The 15,175-nt window shown below is 68.1% G+C and carries 13 protein-coding genes; 9 read left to right on the top strand and 4 right to left on the bottom strand.

Going from position 1 to position 15,175, the window contains the following annotated elements; all coding sequences use genetic code 11:
* Window positions 1-451: 451 nt before the first annotated feature.
* Together A7D27_RS17720 and A7D27_RS17715 are read left to right on the top strand one after the other, a co-directional pair.
* A complete protein-coding gene (locus A7D27_RS17720; protein WP_044404113.1) occupies window positions 452-679 on the top strand; it encodes a hypothetical protein in 228 nt (75 codons plus the stop codon).
* Window positions 680-896: 217 nt separating this feature from the next.
* Window positions 897-1,232, top strand: coding sequence for a hypothetical protein (locus A7D27_RS17715; protein ID WP_069563267.1), 336 nt, complete (start codon window positions 897-899; stop codon window positions 1,230-1,232).
* A 313-nt stretch (window positions 1,233-1,545) separates the two neighbouring features.
* Here the strand turns inward: A7D27_RS17715 and A7D27_RS17710 are convergent, their stop codons facing one another.
* Window positions 1,546-2,529: an MDR family oxidoreductase gene (locus tag A7D27_RS17710; protein ID WP_069563266.1), complete on the bottom strand. Its 984-nt coding sequence runs from the start codon at window positions 2,527-2,529 to the stop codon at window positions 1,546-1,548.
* A gap of 242 nt (window positions 2,530-2,771) precedes the next feature.
* On the opposite strand from A7D27_RS17710, the gene fusA reads away from it, so the two are divergent.
* The gene (gene fusA, locus A7D27_RS17705) at window positions 2,772-4,874 is read left to right on the top strand and encodes an elongation factor G (protein WP_069563265.1); all 2,103 of its coding nucleotides are present in this window, start codon (window positions 2,772-2,774) and stop codon (window positions 4,872-4,874) included.
* 33 nt (window positions 4,875-4,907) lie between these two features.
* Here the strand turns inward: fusA and A7D27_RS17700 are convergent, their stop codons facing one another.
* Window positions 4,908-5,129 carry a hypothetical protein gene (locus tag A7D27_RS17700; RefSeq protein ID WP_069562788.1) on the bottom strand — a complete coding sequence of 74 codons (222 nt, stop codon included), beginning with the start codon at window positions 5,127-5,129 and terminating at the stop codon, window positions 4,908-4,910.
* A gap of 206 nt (window positions 5,130-5,335) precedes the next feature.
* On the opposite strand from A7D27_RS17700, the gene A7D27_RS17695 reads away from it, so the two are divergent.
* From A7D27_RS17695 to A7D27_RS17685, 3 genes are all read left to right on the top strand, one after another.
* Complete coding sequence (locus tag A7D27_RS17695; RefSeq protein WP_069562787.1) at window positions 5,336-5,737, top strand: hypothetical protein; 402 nt, start codon at window positions 5,336-5,338, stop codon at window positions 5,735-5,737.
* Window positions 5,738-5,787: 50 nt separating this feature from the next.
* Window positions 5,788-7,143 (top strand): chromate efflux transporter, encoded by a 1,356-nt coding sequence (gene chrA, locus A7D27_RS17690; RefSeq protein WP_069565609.1) that lies wholly within the window; start codon window positions 5,788-5,790, stop codon window positions 7,141-7,143.
* Window positions 7,144-7,254: 111 nt separating this feature from the next.
* Entirely contained in the window at window positions 7,255-8,037 is a 783-nt protein-coding gene (locus tag A7D27_RS17685; protein ID WP_069562786.1) for an APH(3') family aminoglycoside O-phosphotransferase, read from the top strand.
* A 289-nt stretch (window positions 8,038-8,326) separates the two neighbouring features.
* Here A7D27_RS17685 and ppnN read toward each other — a convergent pair whose 3' ends face one another.
* A complete protein-coding gene (gene ppnN / locus A7D27_RS17680; RefSeq protein ID WP_069562785.1) occupies window positions 8,327-9,709 on the bottom strand; it encodes a nucleotide 5'-monophosphate nucleosidase PpnN in 1,383 nt (460 codons plus the stop codon).
* Window positions 9,710-10,016: 307 nt separating this feature from the next.
* On the opposite strand from ppnN, the gene A7D27_RS17675 reads away from it, so the two are divergent.
* The 3 genes from A7D27_RS17675 (at window position 10,017) to A7D27_RS17665 (ending at window position 13,077) form a co-directional block, all read left to right on the top strand.
* The gene (locus tag A7D27_RS17675; RefSeq protein ID WP_069562784.1) at window positions 10,017-10,271 is read left to right on the top strand and encodes a hypothetical protein; all 255 of its coding nucleotides are present in this window, start codon (window positions 10,017-10,019) and stop codon (window positions 10,269-10,271) included.
* 57 nt (window positions 10,272-10,328) lie between these two features.
* The gene (locus tag A7D27_RS17670; RefSeq protein ID WP_139131208.1) at window positions 10,329-12,689 is read left to right on the top strand and encodes a DNA polymerase II; all 2,361 of its coding nucleotides are present in this window, start codon (window positions 10,329-10,331) and stop codon (window positions 12,687-12,689) included.
* 100 nt (window positions 12,690-12,789) lie between these two features.
* A complete protein-coding gene (locus tag A7D27_RS17665; RefSeq protein WP_044404077.1) occupies window positions 12,790-13,077 on the top strand; it encodes a hypothetical protein in 288 nt (95 codons plus the stop codon).
* Between the two features lie 370 nt (window positions 13,078-13,447).
* Here the strand turns inward: A7D27_RS17665 and A7D27_RS28390 are convergent, their stop codons facing one another.
* Window positions 13,448-15,085, bottom strand: coding sequence for a hypothetical protein (locus A7D27_RS28390; protein WP_083272626.1), 1,638 nt, complete (start codon window positions 15,083-15,085; stop codon window positions 13,448-13,450).
* Between the last annotated feature and the right edge of the window lie 90 nt (window positions 15,086-15,175).

The following is a 15,175-nucleotide window of genomic DNA, read 5'->3' as shown; positions in this document are numbered from 1 at the left end:
GTGAGAATCTAGATCCTTGGGCCCTCACCAGCGTTGAAAGGAAAGATCAGGAAACAAACCCGGGCCCTTGGGCCTATCCAAGCTTCGGAGCATGCCGTATGATCGGCCGCCTAGTACCTAGCTGTAAGTCAGTCCGGTCAGCTGTACTCCGCGACGTCCCCGCGCACCACGGCACCGGTCTCCTCGATGGTCACCTGAACGCAACTTCCCGCCCAATGGCGTTCCCGCGTTCCTGGCCAGCCATCCAGAAGTCTGATCAGGACAGCCGCCGGCCCAGAACCTTGCCGCGGCTACAACCTGGCACCCGAAGTACTTCGTCGGCTCACCCGTCGTGGGTGGAACCAAATGCCGGCTCATTCGCTCCGATAAGGATCATCCGTTGCGCCCATTTGGGTGGCGGATTCGGAGTTTTATTACGCGGCCATGCCGCTTGTATGCAGGACATAACAACATGACCATTCATCATCAGGCCAAAGACGCCATCACCACCCTGACCCGCGCATTCGCTCCGTTGCAGTGCCAGATCACCGCCCCGTCCCGCAAGGGCGGCTTCAGCTTCACCATCGTCAGCGAGTACGGTGTTGCCTGCCACAGCCAGCGCCTCTACCCGGAGCACTACCGTGACTCCAGCCAGCTGCAGCAGGTGATCGACCGCGCTCAGCGTGCGCTGACCGCCTAAGGCGAGTCGGCGTTACTCAAAGCCCCGCACAAGCGGGGCTTTTTCATGGGCCGCTTGAGAGTTACGGTTGCCCAGGCAGGCTATCCGGGTGCTGGTAAATCAGGACATGGTGCGTCGGTTGCGCTGTTGTCCTGAGGATCTGAGGAGCAGTTGGTAGACATGCTGGTGGGTTGTGCTCTAGCCTGCCGCGCCAATTTTCTATCAGGGATGACATCGCGTGAAAAAACTGCTGTTGCTGATCGCCATCATTGGAGCGGGTTACTACGCCTATACCCATCATTTCGCCAAATCAGAGCCCGTAACGGTGACGAGTTATCAGGACGTGCTCAAGAAGGTGGAAGCCACGCCTGTAAGCCAAGCCGAAGTGGTGTTTGGCGCAAACCAACTGGCTAGGTTCCTGTGCGAAGAAAATAGCCAATGCCTGGAGAAGCACACCAACTACAGAGAAATGTGCGAGAACCGCATCTTTGCTGGCGCCCCTAAGACCTACAGCCGGAAGGATGACGTCATTTCGGTTTCGAAGAGTTTTACCCAGTGCGTTGGCGTTCGTTGACTGAGAGCTAACCCATTCCAAAGCCCCGCACAAGCGGGGCTTTTTCATGTCCGTTGAAACGTGGAGATGGAACCGGGCGGGCTTTTCGCCAGACGAAAAAAAGCAGCCCGGGGGGTGGGCTGCATGGATGGCCAAGGGGGTGGCCATGGGAGGAGCTAGGAGCAATACACGATCGGTTCGCGACCGCTACCAGCAGGGGCGGGTGGCAGCAGGGCTGCCGGCGAGTCGATGGGTGGCAGGATAGACACCGGCTCCCGTGGCGGGAAATCACCTTAGGTAATAGTGACTATCGGCTGCGCTTATCGCCGTTCCCTCAGCGGTTGACGTCCACCACCACGCGACCACGCACCTGGCCGTCCAGCAGTTCGCGGGCCATCGGCAGGGATTCTTCCAGGCTGATCTCGCGGGTGATGTCTTCCAGCAGTGCCAGGTCCAGGTCGCGGGCCAGGCGCTCCCAGGCGTGGATGCGGTCGGCGCGCGGGCGCATCACGCTGTCGATACCGGCCAGGGTCACGCCGCGCAGGATGAAGGGTGCGACGCTGGCGGGAAAGTCCATGCCCTGGGCCAGGCCGCAGGCCGCTACTGTGCCGCCGTAGCGGGTGCTGGCACAGACATTGGCGAGGGTGTGGCTGCCGACCGAGTCGACGGCACCGGCCCAGCGCTCCTTGGTCAGGGGACGTCCCGGCTCGCTCAGGCTGGCGCGCTCGATGAGGGTGGTGGCCCCCAGGCGCTGGAGGTACTCGGCCTGGTCCGGACGGCCGGTCGATGCGACCACCTGGTAGCCCAGGCGTGCCAGCAGGGCGATGGCGAAGCTGCCGACGCCGCCATTGGCTCCGGTCACCAGCACCTCACCGGAGTCCGGGGTAACGCCATTGCGCTCCAGGGCCAGCACACAGAGCATCGCCGTGTAGCCGGCGGTGCCCACCGCCATGGCCTGGCGCGGGGTGAAGCCGGCCGGCAGCGGAATCAGCCAGTCACCGTTGAGCCGCGCCTTCTGCGCCAGGCCACCCCAGTGCGTTTCGCCCACGCCCCAGCCGTTCAGCAGCACCGCATCCCCTGGCTTGTAGTGGGGGTGATCGCTGGTCTCCACCGTGCCGGCCAGGTCGATGCCGGCCACCATCGGGAACGTGCGCACCACTGGGCTCTTGCCGGTAATGGCCAGGCCGTCCTTGTAGTTCAGGGTGCTGTAGTCGACGCGGACGGTGACGTTGCCTGCGGGCAGCCGGGCTTCGTCCAGCTCGGCCAGTGTGGCGCGGTAGCCGGTGTCATCTTTGTCGATGAGGATGGCGCGGAACATGCGGAATCTCCTGATGGTCATTGTCATGGGCGCCGGTCGGAAGTGGCGCCTGTGGCGGGATCGGTCACGCGTGGGCGCCAGTCTATGTCGGCAGGCTACCGCTGGGCACCTGCCGATGGTTGAACGCGCCAGCCAGGGCCGGCGGGCTTGCGCGTTGGCCAGCTTGAACCATGCTTGCTATCCGCTCCCCGGACCCGGTGGAGACGTCCTTTTCCTGAATACGACCCCCGACGAGGTGAGCCATGGCCCGCGCCACATCCATCGACCGTTACCGCAACATCGGCATCGTGGCCCATGTGGATGCCGGCAAGACCACCACCACCGAGCGGATCCTGTTCTACACCGGGGTCAATCACAAGATGGGCGAGGTGCACGACGGTGCCGCCACCATGGACTGGATGGTGCAGGAGCAGGAGCGTGGCATCACCATCACCTCGGCCGCCACCACCGCCTTCTGGTCCGGCTCGGCCAAGCAGTATGACAAGCACCGCTTCAACATCATCGACACCCCCGGCCACGTCGACTTCACCATCGAAGTGGAACGCTCCCTGCGCGTGCTCGACGGCGCCGTGGTGGTGTTCAGCGGCGCCGACGGCGTCGAGCCGCAGTCCGAGACGGTCTGGCGCCAGGCCAACAAGTACGGCGTGCCGCGCATTGCCTACGTCAACAAGATGGACCGCGCCGGCGCCAACTTCCTCTGGGTGGTCGGGCAGATCCGCCAGCGCCTCGGCCACACCCCGGTGCCCATCCAGTTGCCCATCGGCGCCGAGGAGAACTTCGAAGGCCAGATCGACCTGCTGAAGATGAAGGCCATCTACTGGAACGACGCCGACCAGGGCACCAGCTTCCGCGAGGAGGCGATCCCCGAGGCCCTGCTCGCCGAGGCCGAGTCCTGGCGGGAGAAGCTGGTGGAGGCCGCTGCCGAAGCCAACGAGACGCTGATGAACAAGTACCTCGAAGGCGAGGCCCTGAGCCTGGAGGAGATCAAGGCCGGCCTGCGCCAGCGCACCATCGCCTGCGAGATCGTCCCCGCCGTGCTGGGCTCCTCCTTCAAGAACAAGGGCGTGCCGCTGGTGCTCGACGCGGTGATCGACTACCTGCCGGCGCCCACCGAGATTCCGGCCATCAAGGGCACCCACCCGGACGACGAGAACCGCCACGACGAGCGCCACGCCACCGACGACGAGCCGTTCTCCGCCCTGGCCTTCAAGATCGCCACCGACCCCTTCGTCGGCACGCTCACCTTCACCCGTGTCTACTCCGGCGTGCTCAGCTCCGGCGACTCGGTGCTCAACTCGGTCAAGGGCAAGAAGGAGCGGGTCGGCCGCATGGTGCAGATGCACGCCAACACCCGCGAAGAGATCAAGGAGGTGCGTGCCGGCGACATCGCCGCGCTGATCGGCATGAAGGACGTCACCACCGGCGACACCCTGTGCGACCTCGACAAGCCGATCATCCTCGAACGCATGGACTTCCCCGAGCCGGTAATTTCCGTCGCCGTCGAGCCCAAGACCAAGGCCGACCAGGAGAAGATGGGCATCGCCCTCGGCAAGCTCGCCCAGGAGGACCCGTCCTTCCGCGTGCGCTCGGACGAGGAGTCGGGGCAGACCATCATCTCCGGCATGGGCGAGCTGCACCTGGACATCCTCATCGACCGCATGAAGCGTGAGTTCAACGTCGAGGCCAACATCGGCAAGCCCCAGGTCGCCTACCGCGAGAAGATCCGCAACCGCTGCGAGATCGAAGGCAAGTTCGTCCGTCAGTCCGGCGGGCGCGGCCAGTTCGGCCATTGCTGGGTCCGTTTCGAGCCGGGCGAGGAGGGCAAGGACACCCTCGAATTCGTCAACGAAGTGGTAGGCGGCGTGATCCCACGCGAGTACATCCCCGCCATCCAGAAGGGCATCGAGGAGCAGATGAAGAACGGCGTGCTGGCCGGCTACCCGCTGCTCGGCCTCAAGGCCACCGTGTTCGACGGCTCCTACCACGACGTCGACTCCAACGAGATGGCCTTCAAGATCGCCGCCTCCATGGCCACCAAGCAACTGGCGCAGCACGGCGGCGCGGTGCTGCTGGAGCCGATCATGAAGGTCGAGGTGGTCACCCCCGAGGACTACATGGGCGACATCATGGGCGACCTCAACCGCCGGCGCGGCCTCATCCAGGGCATGGACGAAGTGCCGGCGGGGCGGGTGATCCGCGCCGAGGTGCCGTTGGGCGAGATGTTCGGCTACGCCACCGTGGTGCGTTCCATGTCCCAGGGGCGGGCCAGCTACTCCATGGAGTTCTCCCGCTATGCCGAGGCGCCGGCCAACATCGCCGACGCCATCATCAAGGGGCAGGCCTGAGCCGGCCCGGCGGGCCCCAGCGGGCCCGCCGGGTCAGGTGGAGCGGCGGGCGAGGCTGGCCATCTCCAGCGCCACGTCGCGGATCAGCGCGTGCATGCGGCGCTTGCAGAACACCGCCTCGCCGTCGAAGGCGCGGGTCAGTTCCAGTCGGTCGTTGCGGCACATCGACAGCAGCCACTTGCCGTCGGGGCGCGGAGTGACGGCCACGCTGTGGTCGGGAAAGGCGTCGTAGATGTCCTTGATGGCGGTGAACATGGTCCTTCCTGTGGTGTGTTTGGACCTGACCCCCGATGCAGGGCTCGTGCCAGCGTCCCGACAGGCGGCAACGCCTGCGCGGCCGGGCTTGTCGCAGGCGCGCCGCACCAGGTTTCGTGCAGCCTGCACGATGCCGCGTGCGAGGGCCGGGCAACCTGCATGACGGCGTGGCGCGGAAGCCCGGCTGCTGGCTATGCTGCTGCCCCATGAACGACGCCTTCCCCCTGCGCGCCCCCTGCCCACCGGGCACCTGCGACTGCGACCGTGACCGCCTGCTGGAAACGCCGGGGGCCGACCTGCGTGCCCTGCGCCTCACCCGCATGGAAGAGAAGCGCCTGCTGGAGCGCCTGGAGCAGCTGCGGGACCTGGACGACCTGCACCACATGCAGCAGCGCCTGTTCGAGCTGCTGGGCGTGCGCCTGCACCTGGGCCCGGGCCATAACGAGGTGCGCAGCATGCGCGGCCTCGACATCCGCCTGGAGCCCATGCCGGGCCTTTGCCGCAAGGTGCGCCAGTCCGTGCCGGCGGCCATTCGCCGGGCCCTGGAACAGCGCCCCGAAATCGCCTGGCGCCTGCTGGACGCCCACGACCTGCTGCGTGACGCCTGAGCGTCATGTCCGACGTGCAGACTGCCCCCACCGATCCGCCGAGCCGCACCATGCCCGACACCACTGCCGAGCCCCTCACCCCCGTTGCACCCACTGCCGTCAGCCTGCGCGAGGCGTTGCCGTTCTGGTTGCGGCTCGGCTTCATCAGCTTCGGCGGCCCGGCGGGGCAGATCGCGATCATGCATCAGGAGCTGGTGGAGCGGCGGCGCTGGATCTCCGAGCGGCGCTTCCTGCACGCCCTCAACTACTGCATGGTCCTGCCCGGGCCTGAGGCCCAGCAATTGGCCACCTACCTGGGCTGGCTGATGCACCGCACCCTCGGCGGCGTGCTGGCCGGCCTGCTGTTCGTGCTGCCTTCCCTGGTGCTGCTGATCGGCCTGGCCTGGGCCTACCTGGTGTATGGCGAGCAGCCCCTGGTGGCCGGGGTGTTCCGGGGCATCAAGCCGGCCGTCACCGCGCTGGTGCTGCACGCCGCCTGGCGCATCGGCTCGCGCACCCTGCATGACCCGGGCCTCAAGCTGCTGGCCGTGGTCGCCTTCCTTGCTGTCTTCGCCCTGGATGCGCCGTTCCCCCTGGTGGTGCTGGGCGCCGGCCTGGCCGGCTGGATCGGCTGGCGTCTGGCGCCCTCGCGCTTCCAGCCGGGCGGCCATACCGGCAGCGTGACCCGCCACGGGCCGGCCCTGATCGACGACGACACGCCCCCACCGCCCCATGCGCGTTTCAACCCACGGCGGCTGGCAGTCCTGCTGCTGGTGGGCGGTTTGCTGTGGGCGCTGCCCATGGGGTTGCTGCTGGCGGCCTTCGGTCCCGAAGGCACCTTCACCCAGATGGGCTGGTTCTTCACCAAGGCTGCGCTGCTGACGTTCGGCGGCGCCTACGCGGTGCTGCCCTATGTGTTCCAGGGCGCGGTCGAGCACTACGGCTGGGTCAGCGCCACCCAGATGATCGACGGCCTGGCCCTCGGCGAGAGCACACCGGGCCCGCTGATCATGGTGGTGGCCTTCGTCGCCTTCATCGGCGGCTACACGCAGCAGGTATTCGGCCCCGAGCAGGCCTTTCTCGCTGGCGCCGTCGCTGCCGTGCTGGTCACCTGGTTCACCTTCCTGCCGTCGTTCCTGTTCATCCTCGCCGGCGGGCCGCTGGTGGAGTCCACCCACGGCGAACTGCGCTTCACCGCGCCATTGACGGCCATCAGCGCGGCCCTGGTGGGGGTGATCCTCGACCTCGCGCTGTTCTTCGGCTATCACGTGTTCTGGCCCTTGGGCTTCGACGGGCGCTTCGACTGGACCTCGGCCGTGCTGGCCGGGCTCGCCGCACTGGCGCTGCTGCGCTGGCGGCGCGGGGTGATCGAAGTGCTCGCCTGCGCCGGCGGGCTCGGGCTGTTGCTGCAGTGGGTGGGGATCTGATCCGCCCAGACTGCGGCCACCTGTAGCTTTTCCGACGAGTGGCCCGGCAGTAGGCTCGCTGCCGCTTCGCAAGCCTGGCTTGCACCCATTGGTTCGGCAAAGGACTCCGACATGAACCTGACTCTTCCGCCCCAGACCCTTCGCTTCATTGGCGACGCACCCCTCGAACGTGACGACGCTGGGCAATCGCCCTGTCCCGTCTACACCTTCGAACAGCGCGGCGAGCGCTTCTTCCTCAAGCTGTCACCGGCCATCTACGCCCCCACCACCTACAGCGTGGTGCGCGAGGCCGCCGTGCTCGACTGGCTGGCCGGACGACTGCCGGTGCCGGAGCTCGTGCTGGTGGAAGAGGGCCAGAAGCATGCCTGCATGATCACCCGCGCCGTGCCCGGCGTGCCCCTGTACGACCTGGTGGACGACGGCCAGCACGAGCGCGTGCTGGCGGCCTTCCTGGACGCGCTGCGGCAACTGCAGGGTGTAGCGGTGGACCGCTGCCCACTGCGTGCCGGTATCACCGAGCGTCTGCGGGAGCTGGATTACCTGCTGGCCAACGGGCTGCTGGCCGACGACGTCGACCTCAGCCAGTGGCCTGACCTGGAAAACACCGGTGACCTGCTGGCGCTGCTGCACCAGGGGCTGCCCGACGAGGGCCGGGTGTTCGCCCATGGCGACCTGGGTGACAGCAACCTGTTCATCGACGAGCGTGACCGCCTGTACTTCCTCGACCTGGGGCGCGGCGGCGTGGCCGACCCCTGGATGGACATCGCCTTCGCCCACCGCAACCTGGGCGAGGAAATTTCCCCGGCCTTTGCCGACCGCCTGCTGGCGGAGCTGCCCTACCCGGACCAGCCGGAGCGGCGGCGTTACTTCCAGCAGCTCGACGAACTCTTCTAGGCGCCCGACCGCAGCCCCAGTTGCGCGGCGTAGCGCCAGCAGGCGAACGCCGCCAGAGCCATCACGGCCAGCCGCCCTGGCGGGTGACCGGGGTAGGGGGCATCGGTGGGGGCGTCTCGTTCAGGTGGGGTCACGCCTCTCGGCGGCAGGACCCGGTGACGGCTTCGCCACCCGGCACGGATGGCCAGGAAGGGAAGCGGCAGGCTTGTTGCAGGTATGGAGGGGGATACGACGTGATGCGGACTCTACGCCGCCCGCCCGGGTGCAGTGCCCGGGCGGGCGGCGTCGGTCAGGCGTGGCGCGGCACCACGCGGTAGCACGGCTCGTAGGCGGCACCGCCGGGCAGCTTCATGCGGTGCTGCTCGACGAAGGCCTGCAGCAGCCGGTCCAGCGGGTCCATGATCGCGGGGTCACCGTGGATCTCATACGGGCCGTGTTCCTCGATCAGGCGGATGCCGGTGGCCTTGACGTTGCCGGCAACGATGCCGGAGAACGCCCGCCGCAGGTTGGCGGCCAGCTCGTGGGGCGGCAGGTCGCGGCTCAGGTCCAGTGCCGCCATGTTGGCGTGGGTGGGGTCGAACGGGTGCTGGTAGCGCTCGTCGATCTTCAGCAGCCAGTTGAAGTGGAAGGCGTCGTTGCGCTCGCGGCGGAACTGCTTCACCTCCTTCAGCCCGGCCGAGAGGGTACGGGCCACCTCGGCGGGGTCGTTGATGATGATGCGGTAGCGCGCCTGGGCCTCGGCCCCGAGGGTGGCGCCGACGAAGGCGTGCAACTGTTCCATGTAGGCAGCGGCGCTCTTCGGCCCGGTGAGTACCACCGGGAAGGGCAGCTCGCGGTTGTCCGGGTGCATGAGGATGCCCAGCAGGTAGAGGAACTCCTCCGCCGTGCCCACGCCACCGGGGAAGATGATGATGCCGTGGCCGACACGGACGAAGGCCTCCAGACGCTTCTCGATGTCCGGCAGGATCACCAGCTCGTTGACGATGGGGTTCGGCGCCTCGGCGGCGATGATGCCCGGCTCGGTCAGGCCCAGGTAGCGGCCGCCGGCCACCCGCTGCTTGGCGTGGCCGATGGTGGCACCCTTCATCGGGCCCTTCATCACGCCGGGGCCGCAGCCGGTGCAGACGTCCAGGTTGCGCAGGCCCAGCTCGTGGCCGACGCGCTTGGTGTACTTGTATTCATCGGTGCTGATGGAGTGGCCGCCCCAGCACACGACGATGCGCGGCTCCACGCCCGGGCGCAGGGTGCGGGCGTTGCGCAGCAGGTGGAAGACGTAGTCGGTGATGCCCTGGGAGCTCTCCAGATCGATGCGCAGGCTGTCCAGCTCGCTGGCGGCGTAGACGATGTCGCGCAGGGCGCTGAACAGCATCTCGCGGGTGCTGGCGATCATCTCGCCATCGACGAAGGCATCGGCCGGGGCGTTCAACAGCTCCAGGCGCACGCCACGGTCCTGCTGGTGGATGCGCACCTCGAAATCCTTGTAGGCATCGAGGATGGTCTTGGCGTTGTCGATTTGGGCGCCGGTATTGAGGATGGCCAGGGCGCACTGGCGGAAGAGGGTGTAGACGCTGCCGGAGCCGGCCTGGCTCAGCTGTTGCACTTCACGTTGGGAGAGGGTCTCGAGACTGCCCTTGGGGCTTACCGAGGCATTGATCACGTGTCTTTGCGGCATTTCAGATTCCATGGCTGGGATGCGAGGGCATCCGGGGGTGAAAGTCGCCGAGCGCTTTCCCGCGCTGGCGCAGTCGGCCACCGCTCGCTGCCGGGCGAGGACGGGCCGGGAGGGGGATTCTACGCAACCTGTGCGGTACCCGCGCAACGGGCATCCCCTGTGACAAGCCTGGACAGCCTTTGGTTGCAGGGCGAGGAACGCCGATGCACGGTCGCACCGCCCGTCCGTGTTGCCCCGCACGGCAGTGGACAGCCGCTGCGCTGCGATTATTCTGGCGCCATTCATTCGACCCTTGCGGACCCCTCCCATGACCCTCACGCCCGACGACATCGCGCGGCTGTTCGAGCTCTACCTGCCCGACCATGCCTGCAGCGTCACCCGCCAGGAGGACGGTGCCTTCACCCTGCAGTTCACCCACCGCAGCCGCCACGACGTGCTCACCGTCCCCGGCCTGGCGGCCAGTCAGTTGGCCTCGGCCGGACTCATAAAGCGCCTCAGTCTCGGCCTGGCCGAGGAGTTCGCCGCCGCCGCCCGCAGCCACCTGGCCTTCCGCCTCGCCTGAAGGCAAGCCGGCCCCGGCCCTGTAGAATCACCGCCCTGATCGCAATGAGGGCGGATGGTGGAGCTGCAACAGGGGTTCGTGCTGACCCGACACTGGCGCGACACGCCGTCCGGCACCGAAGTGGAGTTCTGGCTGGCCACCGACGCCGGTCCGCGCCGCGTGCGCGTGGCGCCCCAGGTGTCGGTGGCCTTCATCCCCGCCGAGCAACGCCAGGCCGCCGAAGCCCTGTTGCGCGAGGAGCGGGGCGTCGAGCTGCGCCCCCTGGCCCTGCGTGACTTCCACCGACGCCCGGTGCTGGGCCTCTACTGCACCCAGCACCGCCAGTTGATCGCCCTGGACAGGGCACTGCGCCAGGCCGGCGTCGACGTCTACGAAGCCGATATCCGCCCGCCGGAGCGCTACCTGATGGAGCGCTTCATTACCGCGCCGGTGCTGTTCGGCGGTCGCGACGACGGCCAGGGCCTGCTGCTGGACGCCCAGCTCAAGCCCGCCCCCGACTACCGCCCGCGCCTGCGCCTGGTGTCCCTGGACATCGAGACCACCGAGTACGGCGAGCTGTACTCCATCGCCCTGGAAGGCTGCGGCCAGCGCCAGGTGTACATGCTTGGCCCACCCAACGGCGACGCAAGCGGCGTGGACTTCGACCTCGCCTGGTGCGACAGCCGTGCCGAGCTGCTGGAGTGCCTCAACCGCTGGCTGGCCGAGCACGACCCGGACGCCATCATCGGCTGGAACCTGGTGCAGTTCGACCTGCGCGTACTCAACGACCACGCCCGCAGGCTCAAGGTGCCGATGCGCCTCGGGCGCGGCGGCGACGTCATGGGCTGGCGCGAGCACGGCAGCCGCAGCAACCACTACTTCGCCGACGCCGCCGGGCGCCTGATCATCGACGGCATCGAGGCCCTGCGCTCGGCCACCTGGAACTTCGCCTCCTTCAGCCTGGAGAACGTCGCCCAGGAGCTGCTGGGGGAGGGCAAGGCCATCGACGACCCCTATCACCGCATGGACGAGATCAACCGCATGTTCGCCGAGGACAAGCCGGCCCTGGCCCGCTACAACCTCAAGGACTGCGAGCTGGTCACGCGCATCTTCGAGCACACCCGGCTGCTGGACTTCCTGCTGGAGCGGGCCAGCGTCACCGGCCTACCGGCCGACCGCAGCGGCGGCTCGGTGGCGGCCTTCACCCACCTGTACCTGCCGCCCATGCACCGCCAGGGCTTCGTCGCGCCGAACCTGGGGGAGAAGCAGCCCGAGGCCAGCCCTGGCGGCTTCGTCATGGATTCCCGCCCGGGCCTCTACGACTCGGTGCTGGTGCTGGACTACAAGAGCCTCTACCCCTCGATCATCCGCACCTTCCTGATCGACCCGATCGGCCTGGTGGAAGGGCTGCACGACCCCCGTGACGAGGCCTCGGTGGAGGGCTTTCGCGGGGCCCGTTTCTCCCGCACCCAGCATTGCCTGCCGGCCATCGTCGAGCGCGTCTGGCAGGGACGCGAGGCGGCCAAGCGCGAGGGCAATGCGCCGCTGTCCCAGGCGCTGAAGATCATCATGAACGCCTTCTACGGCGTGCTCGGCTCCAGCGGCTGTCGCTTCTTCGACACCCGCCTGGCCTCGTCCATCACCCTGCGCGGCCACGCGATCATGCGGCGCACCCGCGAACTGATCGAAGCCCAGGGGCACCAGGTGATCTACGGCGACACCGACTCCACCTTCGTCTGGCTTGGCCGCGCCCATGAGGAAGCCGAGGCGGTGGCCATCGGCAAGGCCCTGGTGGCCGGGGTGAACCAGTGGTGGCGCGAGCACCTGGCCCGCGAGTTCGGGCTCACCAGCGCCCTGGAGCTGCAGTTCGAAACCCACTACCAGCGCTTCCTCATGCCCCGCATCCGTGGCGCGGAGGAGGGCAGCAAGAAGCGCTACGCCGGCCTGGTGCGCCGTGATGGCCGCGAGGACATGGTGTTCAAGGGCCTGGAGACGGTGCGCACCGACTGGTCGCCCCTGGCTCAGCGTTTCCAGCAGGAGCTGTACCTGCGGGTGTTCCGCGGCGAGCCCTGGCAGGCCTGGGTGCGTGACTACGTGCAGCGCACCCTCGCCGGCGAGCTGGACGACCTGCTGGTGTACCGCAAGCGCCTGCGCCGCCGGCTCTCCGACTACCAGCGCAACGTCCCGCCCCATGTGCGCGCCGCGCGCCTGGCGGACGAGCACAACCAGGCCCTGGGGCGTCCACGGCAGTACCAGAGTGGCGGCTGGATCAGCTACGTCATCGCCCTCGCCGGGCCCGAGCCGCTGGAGGCCCGGCGCACGCCCATCGACTACGAACACTACGTCAGTCGCCAGCTCAAGCCGGTGGCGGATGCCATCCTGCCCTTCGTCGGCGGCGACTTCGACAAGCTGCTGGACGGTCAGTTGGAGCTGTTCTGAGGGCAAACGGGACGCACCTCGCGACCCGTGCAAGCCGCCTATGGCGGCGCTTACGGGCCTCGCGTACTCTGGCGGGCATTTGCACTCAAGGAGCCAGAGCATGTACCAGGAAACCGTCACCCTGACCGTCAGCGCGGAACACCGGGGCCGCGAAACCGAGGCGGTGGACAACACCGGCGTCGACATCGGCCTGGAGTCCATTTCCCCCGGGCTGATGCGCGTTCACTTCAACGGCCAGCTGGACGCCCCCGACGAGCCCACCCACGTCTGCATCACCCTGGGCAACGGGCTGACCTACTACGGCCCCATCGCCGGCGGCGAAGCCAACGCCGAAGGCGGCTGGCTCACCTTCGAATGCGACATGATCGACCCCTCCCAGCTGGGTTGAGCCTCACTCCTCGTTGCGCCGGAGGCTGAGCAGTTCGCTGTAGGGCCCGACCGGCGCCTGCCCCGGGCGCTGGCGCGACGGGCGGATGTCGGTGATGACGTAGCCCAGCGCGCCTCCAGCCACCCCTCGATGCGGTCGATCGGGCGGGAAGGTGCGGGTAGGCCGGGTTGTTCCAGGGAGAGTATCGAGAAGGCGATGGCCTTGATGTTCGGCAGGCCTCGCGTGTTCATGCGCATGTACCGGGTTTCACCCCGACAAGCCATTCCATCCGTTCGCAGTCCCCTGCAACGGCCCGCGCCCTGACCAAAGGCGGGAGCCGTATCAGAATGCCGTTGCCGCGCAATGCTGGCGCCCTGGTGACAGGGCGCCGTCAGGGCGCGGGGCGTTCCACCAGTTGCGGTTGCAGCAGTTCGCCGAAGCGTCTTTTAAGGTCCTCCACCGGCTCCTGGTCATGAGCACGGCGCAGGCGTTGCACCGCCTCCGCCGGCCAGCCTTCGCGGCCCCAGGCTTCCAGTGCATTGAGGGCCATGTGGCGGTTGCGCACCACAGGGCTGCCCAGGGCCGTATCCAGCAGGTCCCAGCCCTGGCCGGGGAAGGCGCCCAGGCGCTGGACGATGAAGTCCAGGTCACCGTGGGCCTGGTACGCCAGGCCCAGCCCCAGGGCCGTGCCCGGCCCGCTGGCGATGGCCGCCAGGTCCAGGCGTTCGCGGGCCAGGTCCAGCACCTGGGCGATACGGGCCGGGTCGTCGCTCTGCATCAGGTGGTACCAGGCGCTGGAGCGGCCTTCGCGCTGGCGGGTCAGCCAGCGTTCCCAGCAGTCGATGCCGAGGAGGCCGGCGGCCTGGGCCGCTTCGTGGAAGCGTCTGTCATCGGCCTCGTCCAGGCCCTGGTTCACCAGGGCCGCCCAGCGTTCCGGCTGGCACAGCTCCCGCGCACGTCGGAGGATTTCCTCGCGCAGCGCCTCGCTCCAGCCATGCACATGCAGCAGGTTCCAGTCGGTATGGGGGCTCTCGATGAAGTCGGCGATCTGGGCGGCAACGATCAGATGGGCCAGGGCCCGTGGCGGGCGGCGGGCCAGGTGGTCGAGCAGCAGGAGCACCACCTCGGCGCCGTCGGCGTAGTCATAAATGTCCCGTGCCGGGCCGCCGGCCAGCAGGGCACCCACCAGTTCGTTGGCGGCATCCAGCAGGCCGTCGTCGACGTCCTGCCCGCTCAGCACCGCCAGCAGGTTGCCACCCACCGCGCAGGGGTAGGCGAGGTATTCCACCATGATCGCGTTGCGGTAACCCTCGCGCAGCAACCATTCCTGCACCTCGGGCGAGGGCGCCAGTGCCAGGCGTTCCACCAGGTGGATGCGGCCCCAGCCATGGACCTTGCGCGCCAGGCTCCACCAGGCGCGTTCGCGTTCCGGTGGCGCCAGGCTGCAGCCCAGGGCCACGGCGGCGTACAGGGTGAATTCCTCGTGCAGGCCGAAGGTGAGGAAAAGCTCGCGCTGGCTGCCGCTGTCCAGCGCGCCGAGCAGGGCCAGGGCGAACTTCACGGCGCCGCGATCCGGGCTGCTGCGCGCCAGCCACAGGGCCAGCGCGTGCAGCCGAGCGCGGGGCAGGCCGGGGCGGGCCAGCAGGCGTTCGATGAGTGGGTCGATGAAGGCCAGCACGCTGCCATCGGCCACCTGCTGGTAGAGCCGAGGCAGGTTCGGCGTCGGGTCGTCCAGCGTGGCCAGCAGCAGGTCGTGGATGGCCTGGGCGGCCTGCAGGTCATCGCCGGCGGCGTGGTGGCCGAGTACGCCGTCCAATGCGCCGGGTGCCCAGCTCAGCCCGTCACCGTCCCCGGCGTCTTCGTCGGGCAGTTCGAGGCCGCCGGCGGGCAGGCCTTCGGCGGCCTCGGCATAGGGCCGGAGGACGCTGTACAGGCTGGGCCGGGCCGGGTCCCAGGGGATGGGGTAGCCCTGGGTCTGGCCCTTGTCGTCGCGGACGATGCGGAAGAAGGAGGCGATCCAGTTTTTCATCGGGAAGGGGCGTGGTGGCAAACCACTCCTCTTACCTGAAGCCCCCGGCGCGGGCAATCGCCACGTGCCGGGAGCCCGACGCAATCCACA

It is taken from the genome of Pseudomonas sp. 1D4 (assembly GCF_001728925.1).
Lineage (GTDB): Bacteria > Pseudomonadota > Gammaproteobacteria > Pseudomonadales > Pseudomonadaceae > Metapseudomonas > Metapseudomonas otitidis.
Note: the sequence above shows the minus strand (reverse complement) of the source record. Positions and strands in the feature narration are given on the sequence as shown.

What these genes read in the sequence shown, in the direction of transcription:
- A7D27_RS17710 (WP_069563266.1), bottom strand. Translation starts at nt 2,529, where the DNA reads ATGTTCCGCGCCATCCTCATCGACAAAGATGACACCGGCTACCGCGCC.
- chrA (WP_069565609.1), top strand. Translation starts at nt 5,788, where the DNA reads ATGCCCGACACCACTGCCGAGCCCCTCACCCCCGTTGCACCCACTGCC.
- fusA (WP_069563265.1), top strand. Translation starts at nt 2,772, where the DNA reads ATGGCCCGCGCCACATCCATCGACCGTTACCGCAACATCGGCATCGTG.
- A7D27_RS17675 (WP_069562784.1), top strand. Translation starts at nt 10,017, where the DNA reads ATGACCCTCACGCCCGACGACATCGCGCGGCTGTTCGAGCTCTACCTG.
- A7D27_RS17665 (WP_044404077.1), top strand. Translation starts at nt 12,790, where the DNA reads ATGTACCAGGAAACCGTCACCCTGACCGTCAGCGCGGAACACCGGGGC.
- A7D27_RS17695 (WP_069562787.1), top strand. Translation starts at nt 5,336, where the DNA reads ATGAACGACGCCTTCCCCCTGCGCGCCCCCTGCCCACCGGGCACCTGC.
- A7D27_RS28390 (WP_083272626.1), bottom strand. Translation starts at nt 15,085, where the DNA reads ATGAAAAACTGGATCGCCTCCTTCTTCCGCATCGTCCGCGACGACAAG.
- A7D27_RS17720 (WP_044404113.1), top strand. Translation starts at nt 452, where the DNA reads ATGACCATTCATCATCAGGCCAAAGACGCCATCACCACCCTGACCCGC.
- ppnN (WP_069562785.1), bottom strand. Translation starts at nt 9,709, where the DNA reads ATGCCGCAAAGACACGTGATCAATGCCTCGGTAAGCCCCAAGGGCAGT.
- A7D27_RS17685 (WP_069562786.1), top strand. Translation starts at nt 7,255, where the DNA reads ATGAACCTGACTCTTCCGCCCCAGACCCTTCGCTTCATTGGCGACGCA.
- A7D27_RS17700 (WP_069562788.1), bottom strand. Translation starts at nt 5,129, where the DNA reads ATGTTCACCGCCATCAAGGACATCTACGACGCCTTTCCCGACCACAGC.